Here is an 18,679-nt window from a genome sequence, read left to right on the forward strand (position 1 = left end):
TTCCGAAAGCGGCTGTCGCTGATGAAGCGCGTAATTCTACAACGCCATAGCCCCTCTGCGCGACGTTCCGACCAATGCAATTACTGATCGAACGGACAGTTTTTCGATGGGCGGGAGTATGGGTGGTTGCCTGTAGAGGAATCCGTGCCGAGGCTTTTCCCTCACCCCAGCCCTCTCCCGGAGGGAGAGGGAGCCGTCCGAATCGGCTGACGCTCTGGTGTCATCCTGCACCGAACAGTCCCCTCTCCCGCTTGCGGGAGAGGGTTAGGGTGAGGGGCTCTTGCAAGTGAAACAGTCAGCGCTTGAGCATCGCCCGGATATCCGCCAGTGCCGAGTTGCCCTTGGCCACCTTGACCTCCTGCGGCGCGTCTTCCAGGCCTTCCCAGACCAGGTCCTCGGGCGGCAGCTCGTCGAGGAAGCGGCTGGGCGAGCAGTCGATGATCTCGCCGTACTGCTTGCGCTTGGCGGCGAAGGTCATCGCCAGGTTCTTTTTCGCCCGGGTGATGCCCACGTAGGCCAGGCGCCGCTCTTCCTCGATGGTGTCGGCCTCGATGCTGGAGCGGTGCGGGAGGATTTCCTCTTCCACGCCGAGAATGAACACGTAGGGGAATTCCAGGCCCTTGGAGGCGTGCAGGGTCATCATCTGCACGCCGTCGGCGCCTTCTTCCTCTTCCTGCTGGCGCTCGAGCATGTCGCGCAGCACCAGCTTGGCGATGGCCTGCTCGATGGTCATGTCGCCTTCTTCGTCGCGTTCCAGGGTGTTCTTCAGCGCTTCGATGAGGAACCAGACGTTGCCCATGCGGAAGTCGGCGATCTTGTCGCTGGAGGCGTTCTGCCGCAGCCAGTTCTCGTAGTCGATGTCCATCACCATGCTGCGCAGCGCACCGATCGGGTCGCTGCCGGCGCACTGCTCTCGGACCTTGTCGATGAAGCGCTTGAAGCGCTGCAGGCGCTCGATGTAGCGGGCGTCCAGATGCTCGGACAGGCCCAGCTCGCCGGAGGCGTTGAACATCGAGCAGCCGCGCTCGGTGGCGTAGTTGCCGAGCTTCTCCAGGGTGGTGGAGCCGATCTCCCGGCGCGGCACGTTGATTACCCGGAGGAAGGCGTTGTCATCGTCCGGGTTCACCAGCAGGCGGAAATAGGACATCAGATCCTTCACTTCCTGGCGTCCGAAGAAGCTGGTGCCGCCTGACAGGTGATAGGGAATCTGGTGGTGCTGAAGTTTCAGCTCGATCAGCTTCGCCTGATAGTTACCCCGGTAGAGGATGGCGAATTCGCTGTAGGGCCGCTGCGTCTTCAGGTGGATGGTGAGGATTTCCATCGCCACCCGCTCGGCTTCGGACTCCTCGTTGCGGCAACGGATCACCCGGATCGGGTCGCCTTCGCCCATCTCGCTCCACAGCTGCTTCTCGAACACGTGGGGGTTGTTGGCGATGAGGATGTTCGCGCATTTGAGGATGCGGCTGGTGGAGCGGTAGTTCTGCTCCAGCATCACCACCTTCAGCGAGGGGAAGTCTTCCTTGAGCTGCATCAGGTTTTCCGGGCGCGCGCCGCGCCAGGCGTAGATCGACTGGTCGTCGTCGCCCACCACCGTGAAGTGCGCGCGCTGCTGCACCAGCATCTTCACCAGCAGGTACTGGCTGGCGTTGGTGTCCTGGTATTCGTCCACCAGCATGTAGCGCACGCGGTTGCGCCACTTGTCGAGGATATCCGGGTGCTCCTGGAACAGCTTCACCGGCTGCAGGATGAGGTCGTCGAAGTCCACCGCGTTGTACGCCTTGAGCGTGCGCTGGTAGTGCAGGTAGACCATCGCAGCGGTCTGTTCCTTGGGGTTGCGCGCCTTTTCCAGCGCCTCTTGCGGAAGGATCAGGTCGTTCTTCCAGCTGCCGATCAGGCCCTTGATCTCGTCCAGACCGTCATCGCCGGAATATTCCTTCTGCATGATGTCGGTCATTAGCGCCTTCACATCGCTCTCGTCGAAGATCGAGAAGCCGGGCTTGTAGCCCAGGGCCGCATGTTCCTTGCGGATGATGTTCAGGCCCAGGTTGTGGAAGGTGGAGACGGTCAGGCCTTTGCCCTCGCCGGGGCGCAGCAGGGTGCTGACGCGCTCCTTCATCTCGCGGGCGGCCTTGTTGGTGAAGGTCACGGCGACGATGTACTGGGCGCGGATGCCGCACTGCTGGACCAGGTAGGCGATCTTGCGGGTGATCACGCTGGTCTTGCCGGAGCCGGCGCCGGCCAGCACCAGGAGCGGGCCGCCGACGTAGTTCACGGCCTCTTGCTGCCGGGGATTGAGTCGGGACATGAAAGGCGGGGGTCTGTAGTGGAGCGGGCGCGTATTCTAGCAGGCCGTGCCGGGCGTCGGGGTGCCGCTCGGAATAGCGGCGATCTGTGACACGATCGTACTTATGTGTTTTGGATAAATCTGTACATGTATTAGGCTTGTGACAGCATTACTTGAAGAAAACTCTTAAGAGTTTCTCTGAAGTTTCGTCTACATCCGTGGGATGTCCGGATGGCGTCGCTTCAAAACCGGGAGAAGTGGGCGCAGGGATGGTGCCTGGAGTTTCTCCCCTTTTTAGAGATACATGGGGGTCGCTTGGCAGCGTCGGTCGAACCAACGCGCCTGCTCCTGCTGGCGGAAGCGCCGCAGTGGGCCCAGCTACTGCGCGGGCATCTGGCCGCGTTGGGGCAGGGCTATTCGCTGATCACGGCCCCGTCCTGGCAGGCCGCCAGCAGCCTGTTCGATGAAGATCAGGTCGGCCTGGTGCTCGCCACGCCCGGCAAATTGCCGTCCGCCCACCAATGCCACCTGCCGCTGGTCCTGCTGCTGGAGCGCGAGCCCGCGCAAGAGCCGGTCGGCGTCGCCGATTACCTGGTGGCCGAATCCCTCAGCGTCGAAGTCCTGCGCCGCACCCTGCGTTACGTGCGTGAGCGCACCTCGCTGCAGAACACCCTGCAGAGCCTGGCCGAACAGGACCCGCTGACCGGCATCGCCAACCGCCAGGGCTTCCAGACCCTGCTCGCCGCCCGTCTCAGCGAGAGCGAAGGTCGCGGCCTGGCGCTGGGCCACCTGGACCTGGACAACTTCCGCCACGTCAACGACGCCCTCGGCCACCAGGCCGGCGACCGCCTGATCCTGCAGGTGGTGGCGCGCCTGAAGGCGCACCTGGACAACGGCGACGACATTGCCCGCCTGGGTAGCGACGAGTTCGCCCTGCTGCTGGACACCCGCCGCGACCCGGCGCGGGTGGAGAAGATTGCCGAGCTGATCGTCGAATCCCTGGGCGAACCCTACTGGGTCGAGGGCGAAAGCCTGTTGCTGGGCTGCAGCCTGGGTGTGGCCCATGCCCGCGCCGGCGAAGCTGCCGACCCGCTGTTGTGGCACGCGCACATTGCCATGCAGCAGGCCAAGTCGCGCCAGGGCTGCACCTTCCACGTCTTCGACGAACGCATCAACCGCGGTGCCCGCAGCCTGGCCGACCTGGAAAGCGAACTGCGCCGGGCGTTGCGCCGCGACGAACTGGAACTGCACTACCAGCCGCGCCTGGACCTGCACAGCGGGCAGATCGTCGGCCTCGAAGCGCTGGTGCGCTGGCGCCACCCCGAGCGCGGCCTGCTGACGCCGGGCGACTTCGTGCCGCTGGCCGAGGAAAGCGGGCTGATCGTGCCGCTGGGCTACTGGGTCATCTCCCGTGCCCTGCGCGACATGCAATGGCTGCGCGGGCGTGGCCTGCCGCCGCTGCACATGGCGGTGAACCTGTCGTTCCGCCAGTTCCAGGACAGCCAGTTGCTGCCGACCCTGGAGCGCCTGATCCGCGAGCGCGGCGTCGACGCCCAGTGGCTGGAGTTCGAACTCACCGAAACCGCCGTGATGCGCCGCAGCGACCAGGTCCAGCAGACCATGCAGGCCCTCGGCCGCCTGGGCGTGCGCTTCTCGCTGGACGATTTCGGCACCGGCTTCTCGTCCTTCGTGCACCTGAGCAGCCTGCCCATCACCCTGCTGAAGATCGACAAGAGCTTCGTCGGCGACATGCACGAGCGCCCGGAAAACCTGCAACTGGTGAAGGCCATGATCAACCTGGCGCACAACCTGAACCTGGAAGTGGTCGCCGAGGGCGTCGAGACCATCACCCAGCAGGACGAGCTGCGTCAGTTCGGCTGCGACCAGGTGCAGGGCTACTGGATCAGCCGCCCATTGCCGCTCGCGGAGCTGGCGCGGTTCCTGGTGTTCGGCGCCAACCGCGCGCTGCGCCTGCAGGACTCGGTCAGCTAGCGGTCAGCCAGCACAGCCAGGCCCGCGCCGGCCGTGTGCGGGCGCAGCAGGCGCGAGGTCTTAGCCTCGAACGCCAGCGTCAGCCCGATGGCCGCGCAGGCCAGCCCGGAGGCCAACCCCCACCACACGCCACTCGGCCCCCAGCCCAGCGGGAAGGCCAGCAGCAGCGCCATCGGCACGCCCACCAGCCAGTAGCCCGCCAGCCCGACGAGGAAGGTGGTGCGCGCATCCTTCAGGCCACGGATCGCGCCCATGGCGATGCACTGGGTGCCGTCGAACAGCTCGAACCACGCGGCGATGGCCAGCAGGCTGACGGCCAGCTGCACCACCTCGCGGTTGGCCGGGTCGTGGTGGTCGATGAACAGGCCGATGACCAGCTCCGGCGCGAGCCAGAACAGCGCGGCGAAGGCGAACATGCAGCTGGCGCCGAAGCCGATGCCCAGCCGGCCGGCGCGGCGCGCCTCGAGCAGCCGGCCGGCGCCGTAGTGCTGGCCGATGCGGAAGGTCACCGCGTAGGAAATCCCCATGGGCACCATGAAGGCCACGTACACCGACTGGATGGCGATCTGGTGCGCCGCCAGCGCGGTGCTGCCGATCACGCCCATGCACAGGGTCGCCACGGTGAACATGCCCGACTCCACCGCGTAGGTGCCGCCGATGGAAATGCCCAGGCGCAGGGATTCGCCGATCACCGTGAAGTCCGGCTTCGACAGCCCGGTCAGCAGCGGGTAGGGCGCATACCCCCGGTGCCAGCGCAGGTACAGGGCGAAGATCACCGGCAGCGCGTTCATCACCACCGCAGTGACCATGCCGATGCCCGCCAGCCCCAGGCGCGGCAGGCCGAACAGGCCTTCGATGAAGGCGTAGTTGAGGGCGAAGTTGGCCAGCGCGCCGACCAGGCTGATGGCCATGACCGGGCCCGGCCGTTCGATGGCGCTGGTGAAGCCGCGCAGCACCATGAAAGCCATGTAGCCGGGCAGGGCGAAGACGATGCTGTGCAGAAAACTCATGGTGCCCGCGACCGTTTCCGGCGCCTGGCCGAAGGCGATCAGGATCGGCCCGAGGTTCCACAGCAGCAGGCCCGCCAGCAGCGCCAGCGCGCCACCGATCCACAGGCCGGCCTGGGTCGCTTCCACCACGCCGCGCGCGTCCTTCGCGCCATGCCGGATCGCCACCAGGTTGCCGGTGGCCGCCACCACGCCGACGCAGAAGGTCGACACCAGCGCATAGGTCGACGCGCCCAGCCCGCCAGCGGCCAGCGCCTCGCGGCCGAGCTTGCCCATCATCACGGTGTCGGTGAACACCATGGCCACGTAGGCCAGTTGCGCGGCGATCAGCGGGCCGGCGAGGCGAAGGATGGCGGCAAGTTCGTCACGGTACAGGCGTTTCATGAGTCAGGCTCAGCAAGCGGCAGCTGCCGCATTGATAGGGAGCCTTCCATTCTCTGGCTGCTGTGGGGCCGGGCACAAAAGGATAAATGCGATGCCATACATGAGTCATACTCATGCATGCCGCCTTTTGGAGCCCACCATGAACCGCCAGTTGCCGCCCCTTTACGCCCTGCGCGCCTTCGAGGCGGCCGCCCGGCATGCGTCCTTCACCCGCGCCGCCGAGGAACTGGCGATCACCCAGAGCGCGGTGAGCCGGCACATCAAGACCCTGGAAGAACACTTCGCCTGCCGCCTGTTCCAGCGCCGCGGCCGCCAGCTGGAGCTGACCGAAACGGCGCGGATGCTGCTGCCCGGACTGCGCGATGGCTTCGATGCACTGGAGCGCGCCTGCGCCAGCCTGCGCGCTGAAGAAGGTGTGCTGCGCCTGAAGGCGCCCTCGACCCTGACCATGCGCTGGCTGCTGGCGCGGCTGAGCCGGTTCCGCATGCAGCACAGCGATATCGAGGTGCAACTGACCAGTGCCTGGATGGACGTGGACCGCGTGGATTTCGTCCATGAGCCCTTCGATTGCGCGGTGCTGCTCAGTTCCGGGCACTTCCCGCCGGACTGGGAGGCCACCCTGCTGTTCCCCGAATGGCTGATTCCCGTCGGTGCGCCTGCGCTGCTGGCGGACGGCCCCTGGGACGCCGGGCGGCTGGCCGCCGCCGAGCTGCTGCACCCTACGCCCGACCGCCGTGACTGGCGGCGCTGGCTGCAACGCATGGGTCTGGGGGAGAAGGTGTCACTCAAGGGCGGGCAGGTGTTCGACACGCTGGAGCTGGGTATCGTCGCCGCGACCCGCGGCTACGGGGTTTCCATCGGCGACCTGGTGATGGTCGCCGAGGATGCCAACCAGGGCCGCCTGGCGCTGCCCTGGCCCGCCGCGGTGGCCAGCGGCGAGAGTTACTACCTGGTCTGGCCCCGCGCGCGTCGGCATCAGGAGCGGCTGCGCCGGTTGCGCGACTTCCTGCAGGCCGAGGTGCAGGCCATGCAGTTGCCGCCGGTGGACCTGCTCGACTGAGTCCGGCGGCGCGACGGATCAGTCGCCGCTGCAGCCATTGGCCCACACCTGGTAGTGCAACTCGTGCTGCTGGGCCTGGGCGTCTTCGTAGACCATGGTCACCGGCACGATGCCGCATTCCTGCTGGGTATCGGTGATGGAAATGACCCGGTGCACGTCGGGCCTGTCGTGGGCCGGCACGGTACCGCAGGCGGCGACGAACAGGGTGGTGAGGATCAGGGCGATCAGCGCTTTCATGGCATGTTTCCTTCAGAAGAGTTGAATCAGGCGCGTTCGTGCAGCAGCGAGCGGGCGGAGTCGGCCATCACCAGCAGGCCGCCGGCGAGCATCAGGGTGTCCTTGAGCACCAGCCGGCCCGCGCCGGACAGGTAGGGGAAGCCGTGCTGCGCATCACCCAGCGCCGACACCCAGGCCTCGGGCGTGGTGATCAGGAAGCTCAGCGTCACCAGCGGCGTGCCGAACGACAGGAAGCCGCCGAGCAGGCCCAGGCGCCGTGACAGCGGGTTGAGCAGCACCAGCAGGGCGATGCTCAGCTCCACCACGCCCAGCCCCTTGGAGAATCCGTAGGTGTTGTTGGCGGTCTGCCAGGCGCGCTTCTGCACATCCAGCTCGCCCTCGTGGGTGAGGTGCGCGCGGTAGTCCTCGGGGTGCTCGTAGAAGAACGACATGAACGGGCTGTTGGCGACGAAGGGCGTGATGCTGTCGGCTTCGTAGGGCACGAATTTCAGCGCACCGATCCAGATGAACACCACGGCGATGGCGACGCGCATCAGGTTGGCGCCGACGTGGTCGAGGCGGCTGAGTGCCTGCAGGCCCTGGGTGATGGGAGAGGTCATGGGGAACTCCTTGAGAGTCGGTTGAAATCAGGAGTGCCCATTGTCGGAATCGCGCCGCTGCGCTTCTTTCGCGTTGTGCTCGGGTTTTTGTCGGTGGGTCTCGGATGCGTTTTCACCGGCCCCTGGCCCCGCACCAAGGGAGTACGCAAGCGAGAAAGAAGGGGGTAGTCGCGTTTACTTGGCTGATCCCGCGCGTAATCTGTAGGCCCTTTCCTGCGTGTGGAACGCCATGAACTCCATCGACCGCCTGATCCAGCTCGCCGGCCTGCGCGGCAGCCTCGACCTGCGCTGCCAACTCCAGGGCGACTGGGCGCTCGACCATGAACAGGCACCGGGCGGCGTGGCGCAGTACCACATCCTGTTGTCCGGGCGTTGCCAGGCAGAAATGCCTGACGGCCAGGTCCTTCAGCTGAAAGCCGGCGACATCCTGGTCTTCCCCCGCGGTGGCGCGCACCTGCTGCGCAGCCAGGGGCCGAAGGTCAGCCCGGTGCCCGCCCAGGTCAGCCAGGACGGCCTGCTGCCGGTACACCGCATCGGCAGCGAAGGCGAGGCACTGGATATCCTCTGCGGCAGCTTCCACTACCAGCGCGACTCGCTGCTGATCGGCGCGCTGCCGGCGTTCCTCAACATCTCCAGCCAGGAGCTGGGCCTGAGCGAGCAACTGGCCGCGCTGGTCGGCCTGCTGCGCGGCGAGGCGGACGGCAACCAGGCGGGCGCGCGCTTCCTGGTCGACGCGCTGTCTTCGGCCCTCTTCACCCTGATCCTGCGCGTCTACCTGCAGGAGTACGTCCCCACCAGCGGCACCCTGGCGCTGCTCGCCGACAAGCGCCTGAGCCGCGCCTGGCAGGCAATGCTCGACGACCCCGCCCACGAGTGGACCATCGAGGCGCTGGCCGAGCGCGCCAGCATGTCCCGCGCCACCTTCATGCGCCTGTTCACCCAGGTGGCCGGGCTGTCGCCCTGGGCGCTGCTGACGAAAGTGCGCATGGAACTGGCCTACCGCCTGTTGAGCAGCTCGCAGCTGAGCCTCAGCGACATCGCCGCCCAGGTCGGCTACCAGTCCCAGGCGTCCTTCACCAAGAAGTTCAAGGAAACCTACGGCGACGCCCCCGGTCGCCTGCGTCGCGCGGTGAACTAGACCAGCTGTCGTCGCTAGCCAAGCCGCATGGCGCGTATGGACATGTCCTGGCGCCTTCGCGACGGTTCACGTCGCTGCCGTCGCAGAGCTGAAACAGCGCTTTGCTAGGGTCATTGCTGGACTAGTCCAGTGAAGGCCCGCCATGGGCCTTCCCCATACCCACAAGACCACTCGGGGGAATTCCATGAAGCCCATGCGCACCTTGCTCGCCGGCCTGATCCTGGCCGGCCTCGCCAGCACCTCTTTCGCCGCCACCGAACTGAAACACTGGCCGGCGCCGGCCGCCAAGCAGCTCGATGCCCTGATCGCCGCCAACGCCAACAAGGGCGCCTTCGCGGTCTTCGACATGGACAACACCAGCTACCGCTACGACCTCGAGGAATCGCTGCTGCCCTTCCTCGAAATGAAAGGCGTGCTGACCCGCGAGAAGCTCGACCCCTCGCTCAAGCTGATCCCCTTCAAGGACGTCAACGGCCACAAGGAAAGCCTCAACAGCTACTACTACCGCCTTTGCGAAGTCGATGACCTGGTCTGCTACCCCTGGGTCGCCCAGGTGTTCTCCGGCTTCACCCTCAAGGAGCTCAAGGGCTACGTCGACGAACTGATGGCCTACGGCAAGCCGGTGCCCAGCACCTACTACGAAGGCGACGTGGTCAAGACCATCGAGATCAACCCGCCCAAGGTCTTCACTGGCCAGACCGAGCTGTACAACAAGCTGATGGAGAACGGCATCGAGGTCTACGTGATGACCGCCGCCCACGAGGAACTGGTGCGCATGGTCGCCAGCGATCCCAAGTACGGCTACAACGTGAAGCCCGAGAACGTCATCGGCGTCACCACCTTGCTCAAGGACCGCCAGAGCGGCGCCCTGACCACCGCACGCAAGCAGATCAGCGAAGGCAAGTACGATCCCAAGGCCAACCTGGACCTGGAGATCACCCCCTACCTGTGGACCCCGGCGACCTGGATGGCCGGCAAGCAGGCGGCGATCCTCACCTACATCGACCAGTGGAAGAAGCCCATCCTGGTCGGCGGCGATACCCCCAGCAGCGATGGCTACATGCTGTTCAACGGCACCGCCGAGAACGGCGTGCACCTGTGGATCAACCGCAAGGCCAAGTACATGGACCAGCTCAACGGCATGATCAAGAAGAATGCCGAAGCCCAGGCCAAGCTCGGCCAGCCGGTCACCGCCGACAAGAACTGGGTGATCGTCACCCCGGAAGAGATCCAGTAGGCGCGTAGCGCTTGCGCAGGAGCGCGGGCGTTCTGGTAGGGCGCTTAACGCGCCAGCGTTATCCGCCGTGGTGCTATCGGCGGATAACCCGTTCCGGGTTATGCGCCCTACGGTTCTGCGGACCGGCTCCGGACTCACACTGTAGGAGCGGGCCATGCCCGCGATCGCGAGCATGGCTCGCTCCTACAGGGGAAGTCTGGCGCAGGGGCTTTCGCGTGGAAATGCCCGATGGCCTCGCAGTTCCTGAAGGCCAACGCGCCAATCCGGTAAATCCTCTGCGGGATGCTGGGGAAGGTCCCTACACTTTTCCGGCGTTGCGGTCCTACGAGTCCACTGCTTAGCGTTCCGCCCTGCCACAGTGTCATTGTGGCCGGGCGTGGAAACCCGTGCAGTGTTGTTGTCGCTATATACAGGAGCAATCCGGCACCCCTTCGGTGCCGGGTTCGCTTTGCTGTCCATGGCGGGCCGTGTGAGGCGGACTTCTGTCCGGCCGGCTTTGTGACAACATTGCGCTGGTTTCCACCCTTGCACGGTCCGCCTCCCTCCTTCGGCAGTTTCGGGCGGCGGCTTCTTGAATGAGCAAGGAGCTACAGCATGAACCTTTCGATTTCCCCGGCCGACGACGGCCTGATCCCGACCCTGTTCGTCCGCTACAACCGGCAACTGCGCGCCCTGCTGATCGAGCAGCAGGCGTGGTTCGCGGTGCGCGACCTGAGCAAGCTGATCAACCGCCCCGTCGACGCCCATCTCATCGGCCGGCTCGACCACGACCAGTCCCGCCGCGAACGCCTTGCCGGCAATGCAGAACCGGAACTGCTGGTCAGCGAGAGCGGCCTCTACGCCCTGCTGCTGATCTACTGCCACCACCCGGAAAACCGCAGCCTGCGCCAATGGCTGACCAACGAGGTTGTGCCCGCCTTGCGTGACCAGTTCAACCACGACTCCCGCCTGCCGCGCCGGCGCATGCAGCTCCTGCTCGGCGAATCGCTGCCGGTGATGGACTGGCAGGGCAGCCTGTGGCTGCGCTGGCGCGACGCCGTCGGCCTGATGGAAAACCACCTGCGCGTGTAAGGATACGCTTTCGTAGGATGGGTGGAGCGCAGCGATACCCATGCTGTCGGTGCACGGAGATCGATGGGTATCGCTGCGCTCCACGCCATCCTGCGTCGTGCCTCCGGTCACTCCTGTAGGGCGCATAACGCGCCAGCGTTATCCGCCGTGGGGCTTGCGGCGGATAACCCGTTCCGGGTTATGCGCCCTACGGCCCTGCACTCCACACCATCCTGCGGACTGACTCCGGATTCACACTGCAGGAACGCCGTTGCCCGGACTGGAACCCCCGCCCCAAGCCAAATCCGGGTGAATGACTCAAGTATTGTCACGCGCCGCCGATAGCCTGTGCAGACCGGCGAACCACGCCGGCACTCCCCTCGAACCGAAGCAGGCCGCTCCTCGAACAACGGGCGACGGCCCGCCGTTGCGTGCAGAAGCAGAAAAATGAACCAGCCCCGATCCCGCATCGCCCTGCAGTTGGCGATGGCCCTGGCCGTGCTCCTGATCCTGTTGATCAGCGGCAGCACGCTGTTTGCCTTGCGCTCGCTAGACAGCGCTACCCTGACTACCCGCGAAGAGCACCTCGCCAGCGAAGCGCGCCTGCTGGCGGACCAGCTGGAAACCTTCCACGGCACCCTGCGCGAGAGCACCCAGCGCCTCGCCGGCCTGTTCGAGAAGCGCTTCGCTGCCGGCCTGCAAGCGCACACCGATGAGCGCGTGCCGGTCGCCGCACTGCAAGCCCCGGCGCTGTACCTGGGCGATACCCGCCTGAATGGCGACTTCACCCTGGTCGACGAATTCCGCCAGCTCACCGCCGGCGTCGCCACCGTGTTCGTGCGTGATGGCGACGACTTCGTGCGCATCACCACCTCGCTGATGAAGCAGGACGGCAGCCGCGCCATGGGCACCGTGCTGGACCACAACAGCCCGGCCTACCCGCTGCTGATGCGTGGCGAGAGCTACGTCGGCCGCGCGCTGCTGTTCGACCGTTTCTACATGACCCAGTACACCCCGGTGCGCGACGGCAGCGGGCGGGTGATCGCCGTGCTGTTCGTCGGCTTCGACTACACCGACGCGCAGAAACGCCAGTTCGACAACCTCGGCCGCTTCCGCCTCGGTCAGGGGGGCTCGCTGGCGCTGCTGGACGAACAACACCACTGGCTGGTGCAGCCGGCCGGCGCGCGCAATCCCGAGCGCGCCGCCGACAGCCTTGCCAGCCTGCTGGACAACCCCGGCCGTGGCCGCTTCTGGAGCGACGGCCAGGATGACTTCTACAGCGTGGCGCAGCCCTTCGCCGGCGGCCCCTGGACCGTCGTCGCGAGCATGCCCAAGGACGAGATCCGCGCGGTGACCTGGCGCGTCGGTGGCCAACTGGCCATGGGCAGCCTGATCGCCATGCTGCTGGCGGTGATCGCCACCACCTGGCTGCTGCAGCGCCGCCTGCGTCCGCTGGGCGACCTGGTGCGCCAGGCCCATGCGCTGGGCGCCGGCGACCTGGGCGCGCGCCTGTCGGTCGCCAGCCGTGACGAGATCGGCGACCTGGCGCGCAGCTTCAACCAGATGGGCGAGGCACTCTCCAGCATGGTCTCGCGGGTGCGCGGCGCGGCGGAGGAAGTGGGGCATTGCTCGCGTTCGCTGTCGGGTCTTTCCAGCGGCGCCTATGCCGGCATGGAGCAGCAGTCCGGCGAGATCAATAGCATGGCCGGCGCGGTGGAAGAGTTCAGCGCCACCTCGATGGACATTGCCGACAACATGCGCAGCACCGAACGCATGGCCAGCGAAAACACCAGGCAGACGCGCATCGGCCTGCATTCCATGGACGATGCCTCCGCCTCGCTAGCGCAGATTGCCGGCGCGCTGCAGCAGACCGTGGAGCGGGTCAACCGCCTCGGCGCGCGCTCCCAGGAGATCGGCAGCATCGTCGGGGTGATCACTTCGATTGCCGAGCAGACCAACCTGCTGGCGCTCAACGCCGCCATCGAGGCCGCCCGTGCCGGCGAGCAGGGCCGCGGCTTCGCCGTGGTCGCCGATGAAGTGCGCAGCCTGGCGGCGCGCACCCAGGCCGCCACCACGGAAATCTCGCAGATGATCGGCGCCATCCAGCAGGACACCGGCAGCGCCACGGAGACCATCGAGCAGGGCAGCCAGCTGATGCAGCACGGGCTGGCATTGAACGAGAAGGTCGCCGCGGCACTGGCGGAAATCTCCCAGCAGAGCAGCGCGGCCGGCGAGCAGTTCGCCGCCATCACCACCGCGACCCAGGAGCAGAGCCGCACCGCGACGCTGCTCAGCAGCAACCTGCAGGGCATCGCCCAGGCCAACAGCGAACAGCGTCAGGTGGTGGCCGATCTGGCGCAGACCGTGCGCGAGCTGGACAGCCTGGCCGCCGGCCTGCGCGACGAGGTCGGGCGCTTCCGCTGAAGCGCCGGGCGGGTCAGTCCTTGAGCTGGCCCAGCCCGTACTCCAGGCTGGCGGCGGATAGTTCGCCCATCTGGCTGTGCTTCAGGCGCCCCTGGGCGTCGTAGAACAGCGTGGTGGGCATGCCGTAGGAGCCGGTGGCCTGGCCGAGGCGGTTGCCGCTGTCGAGCAGCACCGCCGCTTCGCTCAGGCCCTGGTCGCGCAGGAAGCGCTGCACGGCTTCGGCATTCTCGCCCTGGTTGACCAGCAGGAAGCGCACATCGCTGCGCTGCTGCTGGGCGGCCTCCAGCACCGGCATCTCGCGTCGGCACGGCGGGCACCAGGTTGCCCAGAGGTTCACCACCATGGGCCGGCCATCCAGCGCGCGCAGGTCCACGGCGGTACCGCGCAGGTCCATCACCGTGAGTTCGGGAATCTGCTGGCTGCGGTCCAGCGCCGAGGTCACGGCCTTGCCGCCACCCCACAGGCACACACCGACCACGGCCGCGACGGCCAGCGGGCGGCGCAGCTCTGTCCGCTTCCAGGCCAGCAGCGCGCCGATCAGTGCGGCGGCGATCACTCCCGGCAGGGCGAGAAAGCCGCCATCGCGGATGTCGACGATGCTCAGCGGCGTCGCCGCGTACTGCTCGAAGTAGCGCGCGACAAAGGCCAGCCGCGCCATCAGCAGGCCACCGAGGAACATGGCAAACAGTGCGCCTTCGGGGTTGGCGCCGCGCTTGCGCCCGGCCAGCCAGCCGGCCAGCAGGGCGCCGAAGAAGCCGAGGTAGAGCAGCACGTGGGGCAGGGGAAGGGCCAGCGGGCCGAGGGTGAGACTGGTCAAAGCGGGTGCCTGGCAAAAGGAAACCAAGGTACAGCAGGGCGCCGCCACGGGGCAGCGCCGGGCTGTGGATAAATGTTTCGTCTCAGGCGGGCAGTGGCTCGGCCTGTTGCTCGCGCAGCTCGGCGGTCAACCGCTTGGCGCAGGCGCCGACCTTGCGCACGGCATCCTCGATCACCGCCAGGTCGCGGTTCGAGTAGTTCATGCGGATGCAGTTGCGGTACTTGCCCGAGGCGGAAAAGATGTTGCCCGCCGCCACCTGCACGTTGTCGCGGCGCAGCTCCTGGTTCAGCCGCACGCTGTCGAACAGCGGGTCGAACTCGACCCAGAGCATGAAACCGCCGCGCGGCCGGGTGACCCGCGCGCCCTCGGGGAAGTAGCGGCCGACCCATTCGGTCATCAGGTCGCGGTGGCGCTGGTACTGCGCGCGCATGCGGCGGATGTGCGGCTCGTAGTGGCCGCCGCCGACGAACTCGGCCAGCGCCATCTGCGGTTGCGGCGCGCAGGTGCCGCTGGCGATGTACTTGAAGTGGAGGATGCGGTCCAGGTAGCGCCCCGGCACCACCCAGCCGGTGCGCAGGCCGGGCGCCACGGTCTTGGAGAAGGAACTGGCCAGCAATACGCGGTCGTCGGTGTCGAAGGACTTGATGCTGCGGGGGCGCGGATAGGCGTAGGCCAGCTCGCCGTAGACATCGTCCTCGAGGATTGGCACGTCATAGCGTGCCGCGAGCGTAAGCAAAGCGCGCTTGCGCGCGTCGGGCATGATGTAGCCCAGCGGGTTGTTGCAGTTGGGGGTGAGCAGGATGAGCTTCACCGGCCACTGTTCCATGGCCAGTTCCAGCGCCTCCAGGCTGATGCCGTTGGTGGGGTCGGTGGGGATTTCCAGCGCCTTCAGGCCATAGGCCTTGAGCGCCTGCATGGCGCCGTGGAAGCTGGGTGAATCGATGGCGATGATGTCGCCCGGCTCGCAGATGGCGCGCAGGGTGATGGCCAGCGCCTCCTGGCAGCCGGTGGTGATGACGATCTCGCTGGGCGGCACCTGGCAGCCGGAATCCAGCATCAGCCGGGCGATCTGCTCGCGCAGCGGCAGCGAGCCCTGGATGCCTTCGTAGCCGAGGCTCTGCAGGTCGGTGCGGCGTGCGGCGTGCACCATCGCCCGCTGCAGCGGCTTGAGCGAGGGGCTGGCAATGTCCGGCGTGCCGCGCCCGAGCTGAACGAAATCGCCGCCGGGCGCGCGGCGCACCTGTTCCAGCACCTGGTCCCACTGCGACACGTCTACCGGCCGTTGCGCCGGGCGGGTCATGGCCGGCATCGGTGGCAACTCGCGGCGCTCGGGTACGAAGTAGCCGGACTTCGGCCTGGGCTCGACCAGCCCGGAGTCCTCCAGCACACGGTAGGCCTGCTGCACGGTGCTGATGCTGACACCGTGCTCCTCGCTCAGCGCGCGCACCGAGGGCAGGCGGTCGCCGGGACGGTACAGGCCCTGCTCGATGCGCTCGCCGAGGGTGGCGGCCAGCTGCGCGTAGCGTTTCATGACAGATCTCCCGTGCCGGACAGACTCGGCGGAATGCAGTACAGATCGGGAAAAAATACGCCATTCAGAAGGATTTCGCTCGAGTCTGTATGGAAAAAACTTAACCGCGTTGAATCTGTAATGATTTCCGCCGATTCGTCACGCTAGTCCCACGTTCGAAAGAGCTCGACTGGAGGAGTGACGACATGAGCGGCCTGAGCGATGTGCGGCTGACCCTTTACCAACAGGAACTGCTGGAGATCCCCGGCGTGCGTGAAGCTCCGCGCGCCCCGCAGGAAAGCCGCTGGCAGCAGTTCTGGCGCCGCGTGCGTACCCGCAAGCAGCTGCTGGAGCTGTCCGATGCGCAGCTGAAGGATATCGGCGTCACCCGCGAGCAGGCGGTGATCGAAGCGATGCGGCCGTTCTGGCGCTGCTGACCGGAAACTGACCCATCAGGGAGTGTTTATGAGCGAGACGCGCGCTGCTGCGTTTGAAAGGATCGCCGCCGAACTCGGCTACGACTTCAGCGGTGAAATGAAGATCGGCGGCAACTACGTGCCTTTCCTCATCGAAGGAAACCAGGTGCACGTCAGTGGGCAGATTCCGCGGGTGGGTGATGAAATCGTCGTCATCGGCCGGGCGGGCAGTGAAGTTTCAATGGCCGATGCCCAACTGGCTGCCAAGGTCTGCGTGATGCGCGCGCTGGCCTTGCTGCGGCAGGCGCTGGGTGATCTCGACCGGGTGCGCAGAGTGTTGCAGCTCAACGTGTTCGTACAGTCGGCAGAGCACTTTACCCAACTGAGCGAGGTGGCCGACGGCGCATCGGCGGTGCTGTACGAGGTGCTGGGGGCGGCCGGTGTGCACACGCGCACTTCGGTTGGCGTCTATCAGTTGCCGAAGAACGCCACGGTCGAGCTGAATCTGCTCGCCGTCGCGCACGACCTGCCGGGCTAGTGCCCCGCGCGGTACTGCAGCGCCTCGGCGAGGTGCGGGCGGGCAATGTCGTCTGCCTGCTGCAGGTCGGCGAGGGTGCGGGCGACCTTGAGAATCCGGTGCAGGGCGCGCAGTGACAGGTTCAGGCGCTCGCCGGCCTTCTCCAGCCAGGCCTGGTCTTCCGGGCTCAATGCACAATATTGGTGCATCTTCTTCAGGGTCAGAAAGGCGTTGGCGCAACCCTGCCGGGTAAGCTGGCGCTGGCGCGCGGCGGCGACCTGCACAGCCAGCTCGGCGCTGCTGGTGCTCGGCCCGCTGGGTGCGAGGCTGGTGCTTTCCCGGCTGACGGTGAGGTGCAGGTCGATGCGGTCCAGCAGCGGCCCGGAGAGCTTGGCCCGGTAGCGCTGGATCTGTTCCGGCGAGCAACGGCAACGGCCGCTGGGGTCGCCCAGATAGCCACAGGGGCAGGGGTTCATCGCCGCCACCAGCTGGAAGCGCGCCGGGAAGCGCACGCGGCCATTGGCGCGGGCAATGACGATCTCGCCGCCTTCCAGCGGCTCGCGCAGCACTTCCAGGACCTTGCGATCGAATTCCGGCAGCTCGTCGAGGAACAGCACGCCTTCGTGGGCCAGGGTGATTTCCCCCGGCTGCGGACGACTGCCACCGCCGACCAGTGCTGGCGCTGAGGCGGTGTGGTGCGGCTGGCGGAAAGGCCGCTGCGGCCAGTGGGTCAGCGGCCCGCGCCCGGCCACGGAATGGATCGCCGCCACCTGTAGCGCCTCGTCTTCATCCAGCGGCGGCATCAGGCCGGGCAGGCGGCTGGCGAGCAGCGTCTTGCCGGTGCCGGGCGGCCCGCTGAACAGCAGGTTGTGGGCGCCGGCGGCGGCCACCAGCAGCGCACGCTTGGCGGCGGCCTGGCCCTGCACTTCCGAGAGGTCGGGGTAAGGCGGCGTTACTCGCATCAGGCCGTTGGCCTCAAAGGGGCGCAGGCGTTCCTGGCCGCTGAAGTGCGCGGCCAGCTCCAGCAGGTGGCCGACGGCGTAGACGGTCAGGCCGCTGGCGAGGCTGGCCTCCTCGGCGTTCTCCTTCGGCACCACCAGCGCGCGTCCGGCAGCACGGGCTGCCAGCGCGGCGGGCAGTACACCGGGGACCGGCCGCAGCGTACCGGAGAGCGCCAGTTCGCCCAGGCATTCGAGCCCATCCAGCCCGGCGGCATCGGCCAGCTGGCCGCTGGCGGCGAGGATGCCCAGGGCGATGGCCAGGTCGAAGCGCCCGCCGTCCTTGGGCAGGTCGGCCGGGGCGAGATTCAGGGTGATGCGGCGGTTGGGGAAGTCGAAGCCGGAGTTGAGCAGGGCGCTGCGCACGCGGTCCTTGCTCTCCTTCACGGCGCCTTCGGGCAGGCCGACCAGGGTCAGTGACGGCAGGCCGTTGGCGAGGTGCGCCTCGACGGTGACGCCGGGCGCTTCCACGCCGACCTGGGCGCGGCTATGGACGATGGCGAGGGACATGGATCACTCCTGGATTCCATGCCGCCCGCCAGGCGGGGCTTACTCTTCGGCGGCGGGGGCAGGTGCGGCGGTGTCGGCGGGCGAGAGTCTGGCTTCCATCTCCGCGACCTTCGCTTCCAGCGCCTCGAGGCGTGCGCGGGTGCGCGCGAGGACGACCATCTGGCTGTCGAATTCGTCGCGGCTGACCAGGTCGAGCTTGCTGAAGGCGCTCTGCATCAGAACCTTGAACTGGGCTTCCAGCTCGGCCTTCGGCAGGGGCGATTCGCCACCGAACAGACGTCCGGCTTGTTGGCTGATGGCATCGAGGAAGGCTTTGGGCGGCAGCATGGTTCATGGGTTCCGGATTGAATCAGAGCGCAGTCTATCACGCAGCCGGCGCTGGCTGCGGCGCGCCGGGTTGCACGCTTTTTGAGCAGTGTGCCCGCTCTGCGTGCGCGCTTTCGGTGCGCCAGGGCAGCGCTGGCGATTCGCCAGGAAGCCCTGTTTCAGGCCAAGTGCC

At 66.9% G+C, this 18,679-nt stretch carries 16 protein-coding genes; 8 read left to right on the forward strand and 8 right to left on the reverse strand.

The features are described 5' to 3' along the window. Positions 1-295: 295 nt before the first annotated feature. Positions 296-2,305, reverse strand: a complete 2,010-nt coding sequence (gene rep / locus IB255_RS15295; protein WP_192210543.1) for a DNA helicase Rep — start codon at positions 2,303-2,305, stop codon at positions 296-298. A gap of 294 nt (positions 2,306-2,599) precedes the next feature. Here rep and IB255_RS15300 point away from each other — a divergent pair, with 294 nt between their 5' ends. Continuing rightward, positions 2,600-4,276: a putative bifunctional diguanylate cyclase/phosphodiesterase gene (locus IB255_RS15300; protein ID WP_192210544.1), complete on the forward strand. Its 1,677-nt coding sequence runs from the start codon at positions 2,600-2,602 to the stop codon at positions 4,274-4,276. Here the strand turns inward: IB255_RS15300 and IB255_RS15305 are convergent. After that, positions 4,273-5,667, reverse strand: coding sequence for a NorM family multidrug efflux MATE transporter (locus IB255_RS15305; protein ID WP_192210545.1), 1,395 nt, complete (start codon positions 5,665-5,667; stop codon positions 4,273-4,275). The genes IB255_RS15300 and IB255_RS15305 overlap by 4 nt on opposite strands. A gap of 139 nt (positions 5,668-5,806) precedes the next feature. Between IB255_RS15305 and IB255_RS15310 the strand changes: the two genes are divergently transcribed. Further along, entirely contained in the window at positions 5,807-6,727 is a 921-nt protein-coding gene (locus tag IB255_RS15310; protein WP_192210546.1) for a LysR substrate-binding domain-containing protein, read from the forward strand. Positions 6,728-6,745: 18 nt separating this feature from the next. Here IB255_RS15310 and IB255_RS15315 read toward each other — a convergent pair whose 3' ends face one another. Both IB255_RS15315 and rclC read right to left on the reverse strand, forming a co-directional pair. Further along, positions 6,746-6,964 (reverse strand): DUF2790 domain-containing protein, encoded by a 219-nt coding sequence (locus tag IB255_RS15315; RefSeq protein WP_081515174.1) that lies wholly within the window; start codon positions 6,962-6,964, stop codon positions 6,746-6,748. A gap of 26 nt (positions 6,965-6,990) precedes the next feature. Next, complete coding sequence (gene rclC, locus IB255_RS15320; protein WP_081515175.1) at positions 6,991-7,563, reverse strand: reactive chlorine resistance membrane protein RclC; 573 nt, start codon at positions 7,561-7,563, stop codon at positions 6,991-6,993. Positions 7,564-7,792: 229 nt separating this feature from the next. Between rclC and IB255_RS15325 the strand changes: the two genes are divergently transcribed. The 4 genes from IB255_RS15325 (at position 7,793) to IB255_RS15340 (ending at position 13,412) form a co-directional block, all read left to right on the forward strand. Continuing rightward, positions 7,793-8,701, forward strand: a complete 909-nt coding sequence (locus IB255_RS15325) for an AraC family transcriptional regulator (protein ID WP_081515176.1) — start codon at positions 7,793-7,795, stop codon at positions 8,699-8,701. A 184-nt stretch (positions 8,702-8,885) separates the two neighbouring features. Beyond that, entirely contained in the window at positions 8,886-9,938 is a 1,053-nt protein-coding gene (locus IB255_RS15330) for a phosphorylcholine phosphatase (protein WP_081515177.1), read from the forward strand. A 594-nt stretch (positions 9,939-10,532) separates the two neighbouring features. Beyond that, a complete protein-coding gene (locus IB255_RS15335; protein ID WP_192210547.1) occupies positions 10,533-11,009 on the forward strand; it encodes a Bro-N domain-containing protein in 477 nt (158 codons plus the stop codon). A gap of 426 nt (positions 11,010-11,435) precedes the next feature. Next, positions 11,436-13,412 carry a methyl-accepting chemotaxis protein gene (locus IB255_RS15340; protein WP_192210548.1) on the forward strand — a complete coding sequence of 659 codons (1,977 nt, stop codon included), beginning with the start codon at positions 11,436-11,438 and terminating at the stop codon, positions 13,410-13,412. Between the two features lie 13 nt (positions 13,413-13,425). Here the strand turns inward: IB255_RS15340 and IB255_RS15345 are convergent, their stop codons facing one another. Together IB255_RS15345 and IB255_RS15350 are read right to left on the reverse strand one after the other, a co-directional pair. Beyond that, positions 13,426-14,229: a TlpA disulfide reductase family protein gene (locus IB255_RS15345; protein ID WP_192210549.1), complete on the reverse strand. Its 804-nt coding sequence runs from the start codon at positions 14,227-14,229 to the stop codon at positions 13,426-13,428. Positions 14,230-14,311: 82 nt separating this feature from the next. Beyond that, entirely contained in the window at positions 14,312-15,760 is a 1,449-nt protein-coding gene (locus IB255_RS15350) for a PLP-dependent aminotransferase family protein (RefSeq protein ID WP_081515181.1), read from the reverse strand. 185 nt (positions 15,761-15,945) lie between these two features. Here IB255_RS15350 and IB255_RS15355 point away from each other — a divergent pair, with 185 nt between their 5' ends. After that, positions 15,946-16,176 carry a DUF1127 domain-containing protein gene (locus IB255_RS15355; protein ID WP_081515182.1) on the forward strand — a complete coding sequence of 77 codons (231 nt, stop codon included), beginning with the start codon at positions 15,946-15,948 and terminating at the stop codon, positions 16,174-16,176. Positions 16,177-16,204: 28 nt separating this feature from the next. Then, the gene (locus IB255_RS15360) at positions 16,205-16,693 is read left to right on the forward strand and encodes a RidA family protein (protein WP_081515183.1); all 489 of its coding nucleotides are present in this window, start codon (positions 16,205-16,207) and stop codon (positions 16,691-16,693) included. Here IB255_RS15360 and IB255_RS15365 read toward each other — a convergent pair. Continuing rightward, positions 16,690-18,180, reverse strand: coding sequence for a YifB family Mg chelatase-like AAA ATPase (locus tag IB255_RS15365; protein WP_081515184.1), 1,491 nt, complete (start codon positions 18,178-18,180; stop codon positions 16,690-16,692). The two genes, IB255_RS15360 and IB255_RS15365, sit on opposite strands and share 4 nt — an antisense overlap. A 39-nt stretch (positions 18,181-18,219) precedes the next feature. Then, on the reverse strand, positions 18,220-18,507 hold the full coding sequence (locus tag IB255_RS15370; protein WP_081515185.1) for an accessory factor UbiK family protein: 288 nt from the start codon (positions 18,505-18,507) through the stop codon (positions 18,220-18,222). Positions 18,508-18,679 lie beyond the last annotated feature (172 nt).

The organism is Pseudomonas sp. PDM22, from assembly GCF_014851965.1.
Taxonomy (GTDB): Bacteria; Pseudomonadota; Gammaproteobacteria; order Pseudomonadales; family Pseudomonadaceae; genus Pseudomonas.

Bases quoted from the DNA above. Each gene is read 5' to 3' on its own strand.
- rep (WP_192210543.1), bottom strand. From the start codon at position 2,305: ATGTCCCGACTCAATCCCCGGCAGCAAGAGGCCGTGAACTACGTCGGC.
- IB255_RS15305 (WP_192210545.1), bottom strand. From the start codon at position 5,667: ATGAAACGCCTGTACCGTGACGAACTTGCCGCCATCCTTCGCCTCGCC.
- IB255_RS15310 (WP_192210546.1), top strand. From the start codon at position 5,807: ATGAACCGCCAGTTGCCGCCCCTTTACGCCCTGCGCGCCTTCGAGGCG.
- IB255_RS15315 (WP_081515174.1), bottom strand. From the start codon at position 6,964: ATGAAAGCGCTGATCGCCCTGATCCTCACCACCCTGTTCGTCGCCGCC.
- rclC (WP_081515175.1), bottom strand. From the start codon at position 7,563: ATGACCTCTCCCATCACCCAGGGCCTGCAGGCACTCAGCCGCCTCGAC.
- IB255_RS15325 (WP_081515176.1), top strand. From the start codon at position 7,793: ATGAACTCCATCGACCGCCTGATCCAGCTCGCCGGCCTGCGCGGCAGC.
- IB255_RS15330 (WP_081515177.1), top strand. From the start codon at position 8,886: ATGAAGCCCATGCGCACCTTGCTCGCCGGCCTGATCCTGGCCGGCCTC.
- IB255_RS15335 (WP_192210547.1), top strand. From the start codon at position 10,533: ATGAACCTTTCGATTTCCCCGGCCGACGACGGCCTGATCCCGACCCTG.
- IB255_RS15340 (WP_192210548.1), top strand. From the start codon at position 11,436: ATGAACCAGCCCCGATCCCGCATCGCCCTGCAGTTGGCGATGGCCCTG.
- IB255_RS15350 (WP_081515181.1), bottom strand. From the start codon at position 15,760: ATGAAACGCTACGCGCAGCTGGCCGCCACCCTCGGCGAGCGCATCGAG.
- IB255_RS15355 (WP_081515182.1), top strand. From the start codon at position 15,946: ATGAGCGGCCTGAGCGATGTGCGGCTGACCCTTTACCAACAGGAACTG.
- IB255_RS15360 (WP_081515183.1), top strand. From the start codon at position 16,205: ATGAGCGAGACGCGCGCTGCTGCGTTTGAAAGGATCGCCGCCGAACTC.
- IB255_RS15365 (WP_081515184.1), bottom strand. From the start codon at position 18,180: ATGTCCCTCGCCATCGTCCATAGCCGCGCCCAGGTCGGCGTGGAAGCG.
- IB255_RS15370 (WP_081515185.1), bottom strand. From the start codon at position 18,507: ATGCTGCCGCCCAAAGCCTTCCTCGATGCCATCAGCCAACAAGCCGGA.